The organism is Bosea sp. RAC05 (assembly GCF_001713455.1).
Classification (GTDB): Bacteria; Pseudomonadota; Alphaproteobacteria; order Rhizobiales; family Beijerinckiaceae; genus Allobosea.
In genome coordinates, this window is sequence record NZ_CP016464.1 from 4,221,626 (window position 1) to 4,237,984 (window position 16,359).

Here is a 16,359-nt window from a genome sequence, read left to right on the forward strand (position 1 = left end):
CTCAAAAGCCCGCGGGCAGGCTGCGCACAGCGACCGCGCTCGCCATCATGCCGAAGACGAAGAGCGGCACGCCGAAGCCGCTGTAGAACAGCGCCTTGCCGACCGGATCGCGCAGGAAGCGGATCATCAGCACGAGCTGCCCCGTCAGAAAGGCCGCCACCACCAGAGCCTCGACCGGCCGCTGCCACTGCAGCAGCAGCGCGATCACCACGAACTGCGGCGCGGCCATGATCGCGCAGGCGACGCGCGCCGCGCCCTGCGCCCCGAGCTGGACCGGCAGCGAGCGGATTCCCATCTGCCGGTCGCCGTCCATCGCCTTGAAGTCGTTGAGCGTCATGATGCCGTGGGCGCCGAGGCTGTAGAGCAGCGCCAGTGTCAGCACCGGCCAGGGCGGCAGCGCGCCGCCGAGCATCACCGCGGCCCCCGTCACCCAGGCCAGCCCCTCATAGGAAAAGCCGCAGGCCGCGTTGCCGAGCCAGCCATTGCGCTTCAGCCGCAGCGGCGGCGCGCTGTAGGCCCAGGCCAGGAACAGGCCGAGGCAGGTTGCGATCAGCACCCAGGAGCCGAGCAGCGAGGCGACCGCGAGCGACAGCCCGGTCCAGATCATCGCGATATAGAGCCCCCATCGCCCGGGTATCCGGCCGGAGGGAATCGGCCGGTGCGGCTCGTTGATCGCATCGACCTCGCGGTCATACCAATCGTTGATCGCCTGGCTCATCGCGCAAACCAGCGGGCCTGCGAGAACAATGCCCAACAGCGCGACGACCGGATTGTCGGCGATCGAAACGCCTGACGACACCACCCCGCAGGCGAATGCCCACATCGGTGGGAACCAGGTGATCGGCTTGAGCAGTTCGAGGACGGCCGATGGCGCGGGATAGGCCACGGGCCCGGTGCCGGGCCTGATCGTGGCGCCGGTCCCGCTCATGCCGCCGCCTCCATGCCGATGCCCTCGAGCCGGTCCTCCAGCTCATCGCCGGCCTGCTGCAGCGCGGCCAGCGTCGCCGCATCGGGCTGCCAGTACTGGCGCTGCTGCGCCTCGATCAGCCGGTTGGCGAGCTTGGCGGAGGCCGTCGGGTTCAGGGCGGCCAAGCGCTCGCGCATGGCGGGGTCGAGCAGATAGGTCTCGGTCAGCTTCTGGTAGACCCAGGGCTCGACCTGGCCCGTCGTCGCCGACCAGCCCATCGTGTTGGTGACATGGGTCTCGATCTGCCGCACGCCCTCATAGCCGTGCTTGAGCATGCCCTCATACCATTTCGGATTGAGCATGCGGGTGCGCGTCTCCAGCGAGACCTGCTCCGAGAGCGTGCGCACGGTGCCCTCGCCGCGGGTCTGGTCGCCGATATAGACCGGCGTCGAGGTCCCGCCCCGCGCCCGCCGCACCGCCCGGCTGATGCCGCCCAGCGTGTCGAAGTAGTTATCGACCGTGGTGACGCCGAGCTCGACCGAATCGAGGTTCTGATAGGCGAGTTCGACGCCGCCGAGCACGCTCTTCAGCAGGTCGGGCTGCTGCACCGCCCGCCCGCCCCGGCCATAGGCGAAGCCCTTGCGGCGCGTATAGGTCTCGGCCAGTTCGTCCTCGTCCTGCCAGCGCCCGCTCTCGACGAGATTGTTGACGTTGGAGCCGTAGGCGCCCTCGGCATTGCCGAAGACCCGCAACGCCGCCGTCTCCAGATCGCAGCCATGCTGCGCCTGGTAGGCCAGAGCATGCTTGCGCACGAAGTTCCGCTCCGGCGGCTCGTCGGCTGATGCCGCGAGGAAGGCGGCCTCCGCCAGCAGCCGGATCTGCAGCGGCAGGAGATCGCGGAAGATGCCAGACAGCGACATCACCACGTCGATGCGCGGACGCTGGAGCTGGTCCTGCGGTATGAGTTGCGCGCCGGCGAGCCGGCCATAGCCGTCGAAGCGCGGCGCGGCGCCCATCAGCGCCAGCGCCTGGGCGATCGGCGCGCCTTCGGTCTTGAGGTTGTCGGTGCCCCACAGCACCAGCGCGACGGTCTCCGGCAACGGGTTCCCGTCGGCCAGATGGCGGTCGAGCAGACGCGCGGCCTGCTTCGCGCCATCCTGAACCGCAAAGGCGCTGGGGATGCGGAACGGGTCGAACCCGTGCAGATTGCGCCCGGTCGGGAGCACGGCCGGCGTCCGCAGCAGGTCGCCACCGGGCGCCGGGCGGATGAAGCGGCCGTCCAGCCCGCGCATCAGCCCTTGGATCTCATGATCCTCAGCCAGGAGCGCATCGGCGGCCGCCAGTTCGGTCAGCATCGCCAGCATCGGGCCCTGCGGCTCGAGACCCTGCGCCTTCAGCGCCCGCTCGGGGCTCAGGCCTGAGACGAGATCGCCGATCAGCGCCCGGTCGGGCCGCTGGCCATGGCTGGATTCCGCCATCGCCAGCAGCATGTCGACGCGCTCTTCGGTCGACAGCGGCTCGCCGACGACGTGCAGCCCATGCGGGATCAGCGTGTATTCCAGCTCCAGCACCGTTTCGGTCAGTCGCGCGATACGCGGCTGAAGGTCCTGGCGGCTCCAGGCCGGCTCGGCAGGCGCGAGATCGAGCGCGGCCGCCTGCGCCTGGACCAGCACGGCGAGTTCGTCCCGTTCGCGCATCTCGTCCGGCGCCAGGCCGCGCCAGCGGTCGAGCGAGCCCTTGAGCTCAATCAGCCCGCGATAGAGCCCGGCCGAAGCCACCGGCGGCGTCAGGTAGCTGATCAGCGTCGCCGCCCCGCGCCGCTTGGCGATCGCGCCCTCGGAAGGGTTGTTCGAGGCGTAGAGATAGATGTTGGGCAGATCGCCGATCAGCCGGTCGGGCCAGCACTGGGCCGAGAGCCCGCTCTGCTTGCCCGGCATGAATTCGAGCGCGCCATGGGTGCCGAAATGCAGCACCGCATGGGCGCCGAAATCCTCGCGCATCCAGCGGTAGAAGGCCGAGAAGGCATGCGTCGGCGCAAAGCCCTTCTCGAAGAGCAGGCGCATCGGGTCGCCCTCATAGCCGAAGCTCGGCTGGATGCCGACGAAGACATTGCCGAAGCGCTCGCCGAGCACGAAGATCGAGGATCCGTCGCTCTGCTGGCGGCCGGGAGCCGGGCCCCATTGGGCCTCGATCTCGGAGAGCCAGCGCTCGCGCCGGATATGCTCGCCCGCACCGATCCGGACATGGACATTCGCCATCGCGCCATAACGGGAGGCATTGCCCTCGATGATCGCCTGGCGCAGTGCATCGACGCTGTCGGGAACCGCGACGCTGTAGCCCTCGGCCCGCATCGCCAGCAGCGTCCGGTGCAGCGATTCGAACACCGAGAGATAGGCCGCCGTGCCGGTGTTGCCGGCATTGGGCGGGAAGTTGAACAGCACGATGCCGACCTTGCGTTCGGCCCGGGCCGAGCGCCGCAGCGCCACCAGCTTCTCGGTCCGTGCCGCCAGCACCTCGGCGCGCTCGGCGCAGACATGCATGTCGCGCTGGCCTTCGCTGGGCGGGAACTGGCAGGCGCGGCTGCAGCCGGTGCAGTGCCCGGCCTGTTCCGTGCGCCCGCCGAAGATGATCGGCCCGGTCGCGCCGTCGAGCTCGGGAATCGCGACCATGATGGTCGATTCGACCGGCAGCAGGCCGCGATCCGACGGGCCCCACTGGTCGAGCGTCTGGAACTCGGCCGGATGCGCGGCAATATAGGGCACGTCGAGCCGCGCCAGGACATCCTGTGCCGCCTGGGAATCGTTGTAGGCGGGGCCGCCGACCAGCGAGAAGCCGGTCAGCGAGACCAGCGCGTCGATGACCGGGCGGCCGTTGCGGAAGAAGAAGGCGTCGATCGCCTCGCGCGCATCGAGCCCGGTCGCGAAGACCGGCAGGACGTTGAGGCCGCGCGCCTCGAACGCCCGGATCACGCCATCATAATGGGCGGAATTGCCCGCCAGCACATAGGAGCGCAGGACCAGAAGCCCGACCGTGCCCTTGGCGCCGGCCCCCATCGGCAGGGCCTGCGCATCGGCGCTGACACGGCCCGGCATGGCCGGATGATAGACGCCGGTCTCGGGATACTCGGCCGGCTTGCCGACCTTGAGCGTGCCGCGCAGCACGCGCCTCTCGCCATCGGCATAGCGGTCGATGAGGAAGCGCACCAGATTGGCGATGTTCTCCTCCGACCCCGCCAGCCAGTATTGCAGCGTCAGGAAATAGGCGCGCACATCCTGGGCCGTGCCCGGAATGAAGCGCAGGATCTGCGGCAGCCGGCGCAGCATCTTCATCTGGCTGGCGCCGCCGCCGGCCGGCTTGCCCTTGTTGCCGCGCAGCCGCTTGAGCAGCGCCATCGGGCCGCTCGACGGGCCGTCCATCTTGAAGCGGCCGAGCCGGGTCATCCGGGTGACCTCGCCGGCCGACATGATGCAGACCATGGCGTCGCAGGAATCCCGCCGCGCCTGCAGCGCCGGCATCAGCGGCAGGAAATGATCTTCCATGAACAGCATCGTGTTGATCACGATGTCGGCGCCGGCGATCGCCTCGAGACAGCGCGCGAGCGTGCGCGGATCGGCGGACCATTCGGACGCCGCATGGACGCTGAGCTCGAGGCCCGGCAGATCCCGCTTCAGCGCCAGATGCGCCCGGGCCGTCGCGCTGGCGACATGGGTATCCATGGTGACGATGACGACGCGGATCCGCGTCGCAGCGCCGCCAGGGACCTCGGCCCGGGGAGGTGCGGCCATGTCACAGCCCCTTTGTCGGCAGGGCCTCGGTCGCGTCGCCGTCGCGGCCACGCGCCCCGCTGGCCGCCGCCGACATGCGCCATCCCAGCATCCGGCGGGTCGGACAGGCATGGAGCGCGTCGTAGAGTGGCTCCCGGGCCGGGGCGGCTCGCGCCGCGGCGGACGGACGGGAGGGGGAGAGCTTCGCATTCGCACCGCGCCGCGACGCGGGCTGGGTCAGTTCTGCGTGAAACGTCATCGGCGACGCCTCCTGCCGACGCCGTCAACCGGGTGGCGGTTGCGCTCGTGGCCAACCAAGGCTCGCTCCACTGAGGCGACATGTCAAGTTTGATTGACGCTTTGAGATCGATGATTTGTATATTTCACTTTACATCGCTTCGATGTGCGCTACCGTTCTGGAAACGGAACAGACGTGCGGATGACAGGTTTCCGGCACCGCGTGGAAGGCGCGCGCCGGCATTCGTCACGATCGAGCCATCCGACCCGAACCGCGCGGCTGCGGTTCCGTATCCGTCTCGGATGGAGTGTCAGGATCGTGCTGACCGTCCCGGGCGCCGGTCGCGGCTGGGCGGGTGCCTCGCAAGCCTCCTGCAGCGCTCCAGTCCAGGACCTTGAAGATGACGGCGGTGCCGGTCTCATCCGGTTCCGATGCAACTCACACACATGCAGGCCTTCAACACGGAACGGGCCTTCGTCGCCATGTCTTCTGCTCCGCCCCGGGACCAGACTGCGAAACCACAGGCCGCCGCCTGGCCCGGCGGCATGTCGGCCTTCGTGCGCGAGATCATCGCGTCGACGGCCGACGTTGCGCTGCTGCTCGATCCCGCCGGCGTGATCGTCGCGGCGATCGGGGATGGCGAAGCCTGGATCGGGCGCAGCTTCCCCGATGTGGTCTCGCCCGACAGCAGGGCCAAGGCGGTGGGGCTGGTCGGCGACGACCCGGCCTCCGAACCTGCAGCCAGCGAGATCAACCACCCGGGACCCGACGGCACGCAACGGTCGTTTCGCTACCACCGCGTGAACGACGGCGGCAGCGGCCTGCGCTGCCTGATCGGGCGCGACCTCTTCCGCGTCGCCGCCCTCCAGAACCGCCTTCTGGAGGCCCAGCAGGCGATGGAGCGCGAATATGCGCGGCTGCGGCTCGCCGAGACGCGTTACCGGGTCCTCTTCCATTCCTCCCCCGAGCCGATCCTGATCGCAGACGCCGCGAGCCTGAGGCTGATCGAGGCCAATCCCGCCGCGCTGGCCGAACTCGACCTGCAGCCCGATCGCCTCGGCCGAATCACGCTCCCCTCCCTGTTCTCCCCGATGAGCGGCGATGCGCTGGAAACCATGCTCGCCTCGGCGCGCCATTCCGGCGTGGCGGGAGAGGTCGAGGTGTCGCGGACCGGCACCGCGCGCAAGACGGCGATCCGCGCCATCGCCTTTCGCCAGGAATCGGCGGTGCATCTGCTGGTGCGTCTGCGCCGGCCGGAGGCGGATGCGGTCGCGCTCGGCGCGGACGCCTCGCTGCGACATGTCCATGGCATGGTCGAGCAGACCCCCGACGGCTGCGTCATCATGAGTCCCGACCGCATCGTCCTGCATGCCAACCGGGCCTTTCTCGAGCTGGCGCAGCTGGCCTCGCGCCATCAGGCGATCGGCGAGCCGCTGGACCGCTGGCTCGGGCGGCCCGGCATCGATCTGCCGCTGATCCAGGGCACGCTGACCGACCACGGCGTCATCAGGAACTTCCCCACGGTCGTGCGTGGCGCCTTCGGCGGCGTCGAGGCGGTCGAGCTGTCGGCGGTCACGGCCTGGGCCGGCGATTCCGGCTCGATCGGGCTCATCATCCGCAGCAAGGGCGCGCAAGCCGCCTCGCCCCCGCAGCGCGGCCCAGCCCTGCCGCGGTCGGTCGAGCAGCTGGCGAAGCTGGTCGGCAATGTGCCGCTGAAGGACATCGTGCGCGAGACCAGCGACGTCATCGAACGGCTCTGCATCGAGTCGGTGCTGGATCTGAGCCGGAACAACCGCGCCGCCTCGGCGCAGATGCTCGGCCTCAGCCGCCAGAGCTTCTATGCCAAGCTGCGCCGCCACGGCCTCGGCGACCTCGCCGACCAGGACGAACAGCTCTGAGCGACGAACGGCTCTGAGCCGCGCGCCAGCCCTCAGCCGGCCGCGGAACCGCGCCGCAGCCTGAGCACGAGATCGGCCACATGGGCGAGGCCGCCGAAGCTCAGCGCCGCCAGCGTCAGCCGCGGATCGGCTCCGGCGAGGCCGGTGCGCAACGCCAGCAGCAGGCCGAGCCCCGACAGAACGGTCGGCAGCAGCGCCAGGCTCCCGCCCCGCCGCCGGGCGAGCGCGATCAGCACCAGCTCGACCGCGATCACCGCCAGCGCCAGATCGACGACGCTTCCGAGCGGGAAGCCGGCCATCAGCGCGCCATGCCCAGCAAATGGCTGAGATCGTTGAAGAACACGCGAACGTGGGCCATGAACTTGCCGCGCACGAGCTGCTTGTTCATGTAGGATTCCCAGGTCAGCTTCTGGACGTCGGGATTGCGGCAGAGCTTGACGAACTGCTCGCGGCGCCGGTCGCTGCGGTACCAGATCCGCTGCATCAGCCCGAGAATCCAGAACACCCGGCCGTGATCGGCCATGAAGCGCTTGCGGGCCGTGGACAACGCGCGCGCATCGCCGGTCTTCAGCGCGAGCTGGACGGCCTCGCCCGCCAGCCGCCCGCCCAGCATGGCGTAGTAGATGCCTTCGCCCGAGGCGGGCGCGACGACGCCGGCCGCATCCCCGGCCAGCAGCACGTCGCGGCCATTGTCCCATTTCCGCAGCGGCTTCATCGGGATCGGCGCCCCCTCGCGCCGGATCGTCTCGGCGCCCTCGAGGCCCGCTTCGCGCCGCAGCACGCCGACGGCATCCTTCAGCGAAAAGCCCTTGTGCGCGCTGCCGGTTCCGATGCTGGCCGTTTCGCCATGCGGGAAGATCCAGCCATAGAAATCCGGCGAAATACGCCCCTGATAGACGACGTCGCAGCGCTTCGCGTCATAGCCGGTACCGGCCTGGGCCGGGACGCGGACGATCTCGTGATAGGCGAAGACGAAGGGCGGCCGCTTGCTGCCGGGCATCGCGGCGCGGGCCAGGGGGGAGTTGGCGCCGTCCGCGCCGATCACCATCCGCGCCCGCAGGCTGAGCGGCTCCTCGCCCTCGCGGGGCCGCAGATGCAGCCGCGCCGTCCCGTCGGGATCGCGCTCGAAGCGTTCGAAGGTCGCCGTGATGCGCCGGGCGCCGGAGAGGGCGGCGCGCTCGCGCAGCCACTCGTCGAAGGGCTCGCGATCGACCATGCCGACATAGCCGTCATCGATGGGCATATCGACACTGGTCTGCGACGGCGCGACCATGCGGGCACAGGCGATGCGCGCGACGATCTGCGACGGAGGGATGGCGAAGTCGCGGATCGCGCGCGGCGGAATCGCGCCGCCGCAGGGCTTGATCCGCCCGGCCCGATCGACCAGCACGACGCTGTGTCCCGCGCAGGCCAGATCATGGGCCGCGGTCGCACCCGCCGGTCCGCCGCCGATGACGGCGACGTCATAGGTCATCTCCGGATCGTCACGCAGAGTCGGCAGGGTCTGGTTCATTGCGGTCACCCTGGGTTGGGAAGGAGGAGTCCGTCCGTGTCTTTGCGGGCGCGGCGGTCGCGCTCGGTCGCCTGTCGCGCCACGGCCAGCGCGAGCCCCGCCGCCACGACGAAGAGCAGCGCCTCGGCGGCGAAAACGGCGGCATAGGCCGCTGCCGGCGTTGCGGCGAGGTGCCGCGCGAGGTCGGTCGCCGCCGCGCCGCACAGCCCGCCGAGCCCGAAGGCGACACCCTGCGCCGCGCCCCACAGGCCCATGCGGACGCCCTGCCGCTCCGGCTTGCCCTGGCCGACCAGACGCATCATCGAGCCGATCGCGGCCACCGCGTAGGCACCGTTGGCGAGGCCGAGCGCGAACACCGTCCCGCGCAGCGGGAAACCCGGTCCCGCGAAGGCGGACATCGCGAGGCCGGCCAGCGCCAGCGCCGAGGCGAGGCAGCCGCCGACCGCCCAGAGGCGCAGCGAGCCCGCGCGCGAGCCGCCCAGTGTCGTCACCACGGCGACCAGCACCATGCCGGCGAGGACGCCGCCGTTCTGGACCCCGGCGAGCCGCGTGCTCTCGCCCGGCGTGAAGCCGAAGACCGTGCCCGCGAAGGGCTCGAGGATGAGATCTTGCGCGCTGTAGGCGATCATGGAGACGAAGATGAAGATGGCGAAGAGCCGCGCCTGCGGCTCGTCCCAGACCTCGCGCAGCGCCACCCGGAAGCTCGTATCGACGGGCGCGGCCCTGTCGGAAACGACGGCTGCGCCCTCCCCCTCGACGCCCCGGACCGCGAGCACCGTGATCGCCAGCGCCAGCGCGCTGACGAGGCCGGACACCGCCACCAGACGGCCCGTCGAGAACGGGTCGAGCGCATGGCCGACGAGGCCCGCGGTCACGATGAAGCCCGCGATCATCATCACCCAGACGACGGTCGCCGCCGCCGGGCGCCTCGCATCGGCAACGCGGCGCGAGAGCAGGATCAGCAGGCAGGTTCCGCTCGCGCCGACGCCCATGCCGATCGCCGCGAAGGATGCCGCCGCGAGCAGGACGCCGGGCCAGAAGGCGGTCTCCATCAGCGCCGTGGCCGCCGCGGCGCCGAAGCCGCCGAGCGCCAGCACCGCCATGCCGCCGATGATCCAGGGGGTCAGCCGTCCGCCGACATCGGAGCCATGGCCCCAGCGCGGCCGCAGGATCTGCACCGCGTAATGCAGCGCGACGAGCAGGCCGGGAAGGATGGCGGGAAGCGCCAGTTCCACCACCATGACCCGGTTGATGGTCGATGTGGTCAGCACGACAATCGCACCGATCGCGGTCTGGACCAGCCCGAGGCGCATGATGCCGAGCCAGCCCAGCGGCGCCGTCATCGCCCTGCTCCGTCCGGCCGACCGGCCGGGCGAGGGCCGCTGCCCTGCCGTGAAACCGGGGAGGATGGCTGAAACCGTGTCATGACGGGAGGCTAGGCGCAGCCTCGCCGATCGTCAATCAAAACTGACAGCTCGAAGCTCGATATGTGTCAGTTGTTTTGGACAGTCGAGCGGTCAGTTCAGGTCGCTGCCGTCGCCGTCGCCATCGTCGAGGTCGCCGAGGCCGTGGCGGCGCAGCTTCGCGTAGAAGCTCTGCCGGCTGAGACCGAGCATGTTGGCGGCGGACGCCCGGTTGTCCTTGCTCAGCTCCAGGGCCGCCTCGATGCAGAGCTTCTCGATGACGTCGGTGGTCTCGCGCACCAGATCGCGCAGCGACACGCGCCCGACCAGATCCGTCAGATCCTCGACGGAACGGGGGAGCAGCCGACCGCGCTGCCCGGCCATCGCGTTACGGACGCCGAGGCTGCGGATGACGAAGCCGTAGGACGGGGTGCCGCCGCTCAGGGCAGGAACCGCGGAGAGCTCGACCTCCTCGACCGTCCCGAACTGGCCGCGCATGATCGTGTTGAAGTTGCGCACGACGCCGTGCTCCGTCAGCGTCACCATCAGGAGCTGCAGGTCGATCCCGGGCCGGCCGAGCCAGCGATCCAACGGCTCGCCGAGCGCCTGGTGCTTGCTGGAGAGCTGGGCGAGGTCGAGGAAGGCCCGGTTGGCCTCCAGCACCTTGAGTTCGGGGCTGATCACGACGAACCCGTCGGGCAGCTGCTCCAGCACGCCGAGGATGCGGCTCTCGGCGGCGGCAGTGGCCGTGCTCGCATCGGTGAGCGGCGTCAGCCGGATCAACAGATAGGCGGCGTTGTCCTGGCGGAAGGACGAGGCCATGGCCCGGAAGCGCTTCGCCCCCGAGGCGAGCGCGATCTCCGTCTCGTCGGCACGCCCGGTGGCCTGCACGGCCCGCAGCATCCCCTGCAGGGCTTCGCCGCTCTGTGGCGCGAGGCCGGCCAGAATCGAGGTGTTGGCGAGCTTTTCGACCGGCAGTTCGAGCTGCTGCTGCGCGGCGGGATTGGCCTCGACCACGCGGTACTGCGCCGCCTCGACGATCACGACGGGCTCGGAGGTGAGGTGAAACAGCATGCGATAGCGGGTTTCCGCCATCCGGAGCCGCGCATATTCGCGCTCCATCGCCTGCTGCGCCTCGACCAGCTGCTGCTGGAGATTGGCGAGGTTGCGCAGGTCGCGCCCCAGCGCGACGATCGTGCCGTCCGCACCGACCTGCATCGCCGAATAGCGGACAGGCACGTCGGCGCCACCCTCCGTCGGGTGGTTCAGTTCGCGGAACTGGATGGTGGTCTCGCTTCCGGCATTCTCGATCAGGTCGAGGACCTTCGGCCGGCTTTCGAGGGAGACGATATCGGTCCAGTTGCGGCCGATCCAGTCCCGATGCCCCTCGCGCCGCAGATCCTCCGTCCCGAGCGAGACGTCGCGGATGACGCCGTCGCGGTCCATGACGAGGGCGATGTCGCAAGCCGCGGTGATCAGGCTCCCCGCCACTTCGGGCGCAAGCCGCCCGAGCCATCCCGATTGACCCTTGAAACCGAGCGTAGGAGCCTGGGGAGCGAAGACGTTCATCACGACGAGTACCCGGGTCCTGCCTGTGAGGGGCGGTGGAACGGCCTTGAGCAGATAATGGTGTACCCGATCTTCAACAAGACATCTTTTTCGTCTCGAGCATCCAATCGACACGATTGACGGCTTCCGCTGCGTCTCGCGCGCCGAAATCGGCCCCCAGCGAAACGGCGAGATCCGGATCGGACACGAACAGGTTCCCGCCGAGCATGACCTTGACGGACGGGTTCAGCGAGGCCGCGCGAACCGCCTTGACCACGGCGGCCACCCCGGCCGCCGACACCTCGCCACTGGCCGACAATCCCACCAGGTCGAACCATTCGGTCCGGACATGCTCGATCAGGATCGGCTTCGACGGCAGGAATTCGGACTGCACATGCCAGCCGGCCCGCCGGAAGAACTCCTCGACCACCGCGAGTCCGAAGGTGTGCTGCTCGCCGGGCACGACGGCCAGCAGCACCCGCCCACGCTCCACCAGCGGGGTGGGACTGACCTCGAAGGCCGGTCCATAGACCCGCAGCAATTGCTGCAGCCGGGAGAGGCCGACGGTCACGTCGACGAAGGTGCAGCGGTCCTGTTCCCACAGCACGCCGAGGTGGCGCGCCGTCGCCGACAGCACGGTCGTGATCACGGCCTCCGCCGAGAGACCGCGGTCGCGCAGCCCGTCGAGATGCGCGCGGGCCAGGCTCAGCGGCTTGTGCACGACCATCTCGGCGAACGCCGCGACATCGGCATCCGAGATCGAGACCGGCCCCTCGGCCTCCACCGTCGGCCGCATCACGCCCGGCCCGCGATGCGCGAGCATCAGGCGCGGGATGATCTCCGTCTCGATCGTGCGGGCGAGGTCGGAGCGCAGCCCCGGCTCGGGCCCGACCGCATCAAGGGGGCACCAGTCGACGCCCGGCAGATCGGGCAATCCGATATTGTCTTCGGCATACGGCTTTCGCGCAGCCAGGAATCCGCGTCCCGAGTCAGGCATGAGGTCACCTCCCTCAGGCAACCGTCCGATCCAGCCAGGAACTCTGATGGTCCTGTTACGTTGTGGCCGCACCGCAGCCGACGGTCTGGAGGGCAGTTCCTTTGACCTATGTCAAAGAGTGAAGCACGACCTCCGCCGCTCCGCAATCGTGAAATTACTATCGCTCGAATGAATACGAGCGCGAATAACATTGCAATAACAACAAAAGGACCAGCAAAACCAAGCTGATCGAGGTCTCGCATCGCAACTGCGAGATGAGCGCGACGGCGCGCATGGCGCCACTCACGAGGCGGCGATTGAACCCTAACCCGGCCATCCGCGCCTGTCCAATAGAAATGACAGAGACGCGCGATAAAGTGTCATGAAGAGTTGACACTCGTGGAAGCAGGCGCCAATCTCACAGCCATCGACGCCGCGGCGATCCGCCAGCGGCGCAGCGGACCGGAGACGTCCGATGCCAGTTCGGGGCAGGAAGCACAGCGCCACACCGCTCTACACGCCCGAGCAGCGCATGCGCCGCGACGCGTCGTCCTGGACGTTGGTTCAGGGCATCCTCGCCCCCCTGCAGTTCCTCGTCTTTCTCGTCAGCCTGGCGCTCGTGCTGCGCTATCTCGCCACCGGCGCGGGCTATGACGCGGCGAACCTGTCGATCATCCTCAAGACGCTGGTGCTCTACACCATCATGGTGACCGGGGCCCTGTGGGAGCGGGACGTCTTCGGCGTCTATCTCTTCGCGCCCGCCTTCTTCTGGGAGGACGCGGTCAGCTTCATCGTCATCGCGCTGCACACGGCCTATCTGGTCGCGATCGTCACCGGCTGGCTGACGCCGACCGAGCAGATGCTGATCGCGCTCGCCGCCTACGCCACCTATGTCGTCAACGCCGCCCAGTTCCTGCTGAAGCTGCGCGCGGCCCGCCTGCAGGCAGCAGCCGCTCCCGCCGAACTCGACGACCGGCTGGAGCTCGCGTCATGAACGCGCCCCTGCTCGTCACGCCCGTGCCCGCCTCGGGCTGCGCGGCCCCCCCGATCCTGCGGGAGCGCGGCCAGCGCGAGGTCTTCTGCGGCCTGACCGGGATCATGTGGCTCCACCGCAAGATCCAGGACGCCTTCTTCCTCATCGTCGGCTCGCGCACCTGCGCCCATCTGATGCAGTCGGCGGCCGGCGTGATGATCTTCGCCGAACCGCGCTTCGCCACGGCGATCATCGAGGAGAAGGACCTCGCGGGGCTGGCCGACGCCAATGCCGAGCTCGACGCCGTCGTCGAGCGCCTGCTCGCGAGGCGGCCCGAGATCCGGATGCTGTTCCTCGTCGGCTCCTGCCCTTCCGAGGTCATCAAGCTCGACCTCTCGCGGGCCGCGCTGCGGCTCGGCCAGCGCTTCGCGCCGCAGGTCAGGGTGCTCAACTATTCCGGCAGCGGGATCGAGACGACCTTCACCCAGGGCGAGGACGCCTGCCTGACCGCGCTCGTCCCGACCCTGCCGGCCGAACCCGCCGGCGCTGCGGCCTCGCTGCTCATCGTCGGGGTCCTGGCGGATGCGGTCGAGGACCAGTTCCGCCGGCTCTTCGCCGCGATGGGCATCACCCGCGTCGCCTTCCTGCCGGCCCGTCGCGCCGCCGACATGCCGGCCGTCGGGCCGCAGACCCGTTACCTGCTGGTCCAGCCCTTCCTCGGCGAGACGGCGCGTGAGCTGGAAAACCGCGGCGCGACGCGGCTTGCTGCCCCCTTCCCGCTCGGTGCCGAAGGCACCACCGCCTGGCTGCGGGCCGCCGCCGACGCCTTCGGCGTCGCGGACGCGGTTTTCGAGGCGGCCGTCGCCGCCCCGCGCGAGCGCGCAGACAAGGCGCTGCAGCATTCGCGCCGGGCCTTGCGCGGCCGGCGCATCTTCTTCTTCCCCGACAGCCAGCTCGAGATCCCGATCGCCCGCTTCCTCGCCCGCGAACTCGAGATGGAGCTGGTCGAGGTCGGCACGCCTTACCTCCACAAGGAGCATCTCGCGGCGGACCTCGCCCTGCTGCCGGCCGGCGTCCAGCTCAGCGAGGGCCAGGACGTCGACCGCCAGCTCGACCGCTGCCTGGCGGCGGCGCCCGACATCACGGTCTGCGGGCTCGGCCTCGCCAATCCGCTGGAGGCGCGTGGCCTGACCACGAAATGGGCGATCGAGCTCGTCTTCACTCCGATTCAGGGCTTCGAGCAGGCCGGCGATCTCGCCGAGCTGTTCGCGCGGCCGCTGAACCGGCGCGCGGCGCTGGAGGTGTAGCGATGCAGCTCACCGTCTGGACCTATGAAGGCCCCCCGCATGTCGGCGCGATGCGGATCGCGACCGCGATGACCGACGTGCACTACGTCCTGCACGCCCCCCAGGGCGACACCTATGCCGACCTGCTCTTCACCATGATCGAGCGGCGCGGCCAGCGCCCGCCCGTGACCTACACCACCTTTCAGGCGCGCGATCTCGGCGGCGACACCGCCGATCTGTTCCAGCGCGCCGCCCATGACGCCTATGAGCGCTTCAAGCCGGCCGCCATGCTGGTCGGGGCCTCCTGCACCGGCGAGCTGATCCAGGACGATCCGGCGGGTCTCGCCCGCGCGCTCGGCCTGCCGATCCCGGTGATCCCGCTCGAGCTGCCCTCCTATCAGCGCAAGGAGAACTGGGGCGCGGCCGAGACCTTCTACCAGCTCGTGCGCACGCTGGCGGGCCCGCACATGCTGCCTCCGGGCACCGTCCGCCCCGCCCGCGCGCCCGGCGAGCCGGCCCGCTGCAACATCCTCGGCGCCACTGCGCTCGGCTTCCGTCATCGCGACGATGTCCGCGCCGTCAAGGACCTGCTGGCGCGGCTCGGCGTGGCCGTGAACGTCGTCGCGCCCTGGCAGGCCGGGGCCGCCGACATCGCCCGGCTCGGCCAGGCCGATTTCAACGTCGTGCTCTATCCCGAGATCGCGGGCCTGGCCGCACAATGGCTCAAGCGCGCCTTCGGCCAGCCGACCATCGCCACGGTGCCGATCGGCGTCGGCGCGACCCGCGACTTCATCACCGAGGTGGCCCGCCTCGCCGGCGTCGACGCCACGGCGGTCCTCGCCGACGAGACCTCGCGCCTGCCCTGGTATTCGCGCTCGGTCGACTCGACCTATCTCACAGCCAAGCGCGTCTTCGTCTTCGGCGACGCCACTCACGCCATCGCCGCCGCCCGCATCGCCAGCGAGGAGCTCGGCTTCAAGGTCGTCGGCCTCGGCACCTACTCCCGCGAGCGCGCCCGCGACGTCCGCGAGGCCGCCGGCCGGCTCGGCCTCGAGGCCCTGATCACCGAGGACTATCTCGAGGTCGAGGCGGCCTGTGCCGAGCTCCAGCCCGAGCTCGTGCTCGGCACGCAGATGGAACGCCACATCGCCAAGCGCCTCGGCATCCCCTGCGCGGTGATCTCGGCGCCGGTCCATGTCCAGGATTTCCCGGCGCGCTACTCGCCGCAGATGGGCTTCGAGGGTGCCAACGTCATCTTCGACTCCTGGGTCCATCCGCTGATGATGGGCCTCGAGGAGCACCTGCTCGGCATGTTCCGCGACGATTTCGAGTTCAACGACGGCGCCGGCTCCTCGCATCTCGGACATGGCGCCAAGCCCCCTGCCGGTCGTCCGGCACCGCCCTCCGAACCTGTCGAGACGGCACCGGCCGTCGCCGCGACAGACGCGGAGGTCGCGGTGGAGGTGATGGTCGCCGACAGGCCGATCGTCCTCAGCTGGGCGCCCGATGCCGAACTCGAACTGAAGAAGATCCCGTTCTTCGTGCGCGGCAAGGCTCGGCGGAACACCGAGAAATTCGCAGGCGAACGCGGGATCAGCCCGATCACGGTGGAGACACTCTACGATGCCAAAGCCCATTTCGGCCGCTGATTTCGTTCCCACCATGCTGGCGATGGTCATGCTCGACCGCCGCCGCGCCCTGATGGGCGACGGCTGCGACTCCGCCGGCGACAACCGCGCGGAAACCGACGCCGCGGGCCCCGCGCCCCGACGCGCCGGCAGCCGGCGCCGGCGCGACCGGCGCGCCGAATGCGGCAGCGAGGCCTCGCCATGACCGTCCTGTTCCAGCATCCC

General features: G+C 69.7%; 13 protein-coding genes. 5 read left to right on the top strand and 8 right to left on the bottom strand.

All coding sequences use genetic code 11. The features are described from left to right. Window position 1 precedes the first annotated feature (1 nt). Genes chlG through BSY19_RS23515 form a run of 3 tightly spaced genes read right to left on the bottom strand, consistent with a single transcriptional unit; the run spans window position 2 to window position 4,930 of the window. On the bottom strand, window positions 2–928 hold the full coding sequence (gene chlG, locus BSY19_RS23505; protein ID WP_069056275.1) for a chlorophyll synthase ChlG: 927 nt from the start codon (window positions 926–928) through the stop codon (window positions 2–4). After that, entirely contained in the window at window positions 925–4,692 is a 3,768-nt protein-coding gene (locus BSY19_RS23510; RefSeq protein WP_069056276.1) for a magnesium chelatase subunit H, read from the bottom strand. The genes chlG and BSY19_RS23510 overlap by 4 nt, the downstream gene beginning before the upstream one ends. A 1-nt stretch (window position 4,693) precedes the next feature. Further along, window positions 4,694–4,930, bottom strand: coding sequence for a hypothetical protein (locus BSY19_RS23515; protein WP_069056277.1), 237 nt, complete (start codon window positions 4,928–4,930; stop codon window positions 4,694–4,696). A gap of 410 nt (window positions 4,931–5,340) precedes the next feature. On the opposite strand from BSY19_RS23515, the gene ppsR (BSY19_RS23520) reads away from it, so the two are divergent. Next, on the top strand, window positions 5,341–6,807 hold the full coding sequence (gene ppsR, locus BSY19_RS23520; protein WP_083247796.1) for a transcriptional regulator PpsR: 1,467 nt from the start codon (window positions 5,341–5,343) through the stop codon (window positions 6,805–6,807). A gap of 32 nt (window positions 6,808–6,839) precedes the next feature. Here ppsR (BSY19_RS23520) and BSY19_RS23525 read toward each other — a convergent pair whose 3' ends face one another. From BSY19_RS23525 to BSY19_RS23545, 5 genes are all read right to left on the bottom strand, one after another. Beyond that, window positions 6,840–7,106: a hypothetical protein gene (locus BSY19_RS23525; RefSeq protein WP_069056278.1), complete on the bottom strand. Its 267-nt coding sequence runs from the start codon at window positions 7,104–7,106 to the stop codon at window positions 6,840–6,842. Then, window positions 7,106–8,320 carry a geranylgeranyl diphosphate reductase gene (locus tag BSY19_RS23530; RefSeq protein WP_236840439.1) on the bottom strand — a complete coding sequence of 405 codons (1,215 nt, stop codon included), beginning with the start codon at window positions 8,318–8,320 and terminating at the stop codon, window positions 7,106–7,108. The genes BSY19_RS23525 and BSY19_RS23530 overlap by 1 nt, the downstream gene beginning before the upstream one ends. A 5-nt stretch (window positions 8,321–8,325) precedes the next feature. Then, window positions 8,326–9,663, bottom strand: coding sequence for a BCD family MFS transporter (locus BSY19_RS23535; protein WP_069056279.1), 1,338 nt, complete (start codon window positions 9,661–9,663; stop codon window positions 8,326–8,328). A 174-nt stretch (window positions 9,664–9,837) separates the two neighbouring features. Continuing rightward, the gene (gene ppsR, locus BSY19_RS23540; protein WP_083247797.1) at window positions 9,838–11,292 is read right to left on the bottom strand and encodes a transcriptional regulator PpsR; all 1,455 of its coding nucleotides are present in this window, start codon (window positions 11,290–11,292) and stop codon (window positions 9,838–9,840) included. Window positions 11,293–11,365: 73 nt separating this feature from the next. Further along, window positions 11,366–12,268, bottom strand: a complete 903-nt coding sequence (locus tag BSY19_RS23545) for a cobalamin B12-binding domain-containing protein (protein WP_083247798.1) — start codon at window positions 12,266–12,268, stop codon at window positions 11,366–11,368. A 454-nt stretch (window positions 12,269–12,722) separates the two neighbouring features. Here BSY19_RS23545 and bchF point away from each other — a divergent pair, with 454 nt between their 5' ends. From bchF to BSY19_RS23565, 4 genes are read left to right on the top strand one after another with little or no spacing between them, the layout of a single operon-like run. After that, on the top strand, window positions 12,723–13,241 hold the full coding sequence (gene bchF, locus BSY19_RS23550) for a 2-vinyl bacteriochlorophyllide hydratase (RefSeq protein WP_069056281.1): 519 nt from the start codon (window positions 12,723–12,725) through the stop codon (window positions 13,239–13,241). Next, window positions 13,238–14,527, top strand: coding sequence for a ferredoxin:protochlorophyllide reductase (ATP-dependent) subunit N (locus tag BSY19_RS23555; RefSeq protein ID WP_069056282.1), 1,290 nt, complete (start codon window positions 13,238–13,240; stop codon window positions 14,525–14,527). Before bchF ends, BSY19_RS23555 begins: the two co-directional genes overlap by 4 nt. Window positions 14,528–14,529: 2 nt before the next feature. Continuing rightward, entirely contained in the window at window positions 14,530–16,155 is a 1,626-nt protein-coding gene (bchB, locus tag BSY19_RS23560; protein WP_069056283.1) for a ferredoxin:protochlorophyllide reductase (ATP-dependent) subunit B, read from the top strand. Continuing rightward, window positions 16,130–16,339 (top strand): hypothetical protein, encoded by a 210-nt coding sequence (locus BSY19_RS23565; protein WP_069056284.1) that lies wholly within the window; start codon window positions 16,130–16,132, stop codon window positions 16,337–16,339. Before bchB ends, BSY19_RS23565 begins: the two co-directional genes overlap by 26 nt. Window positions 16,340–16,359 lie beyond the last annotated feature (20 nt).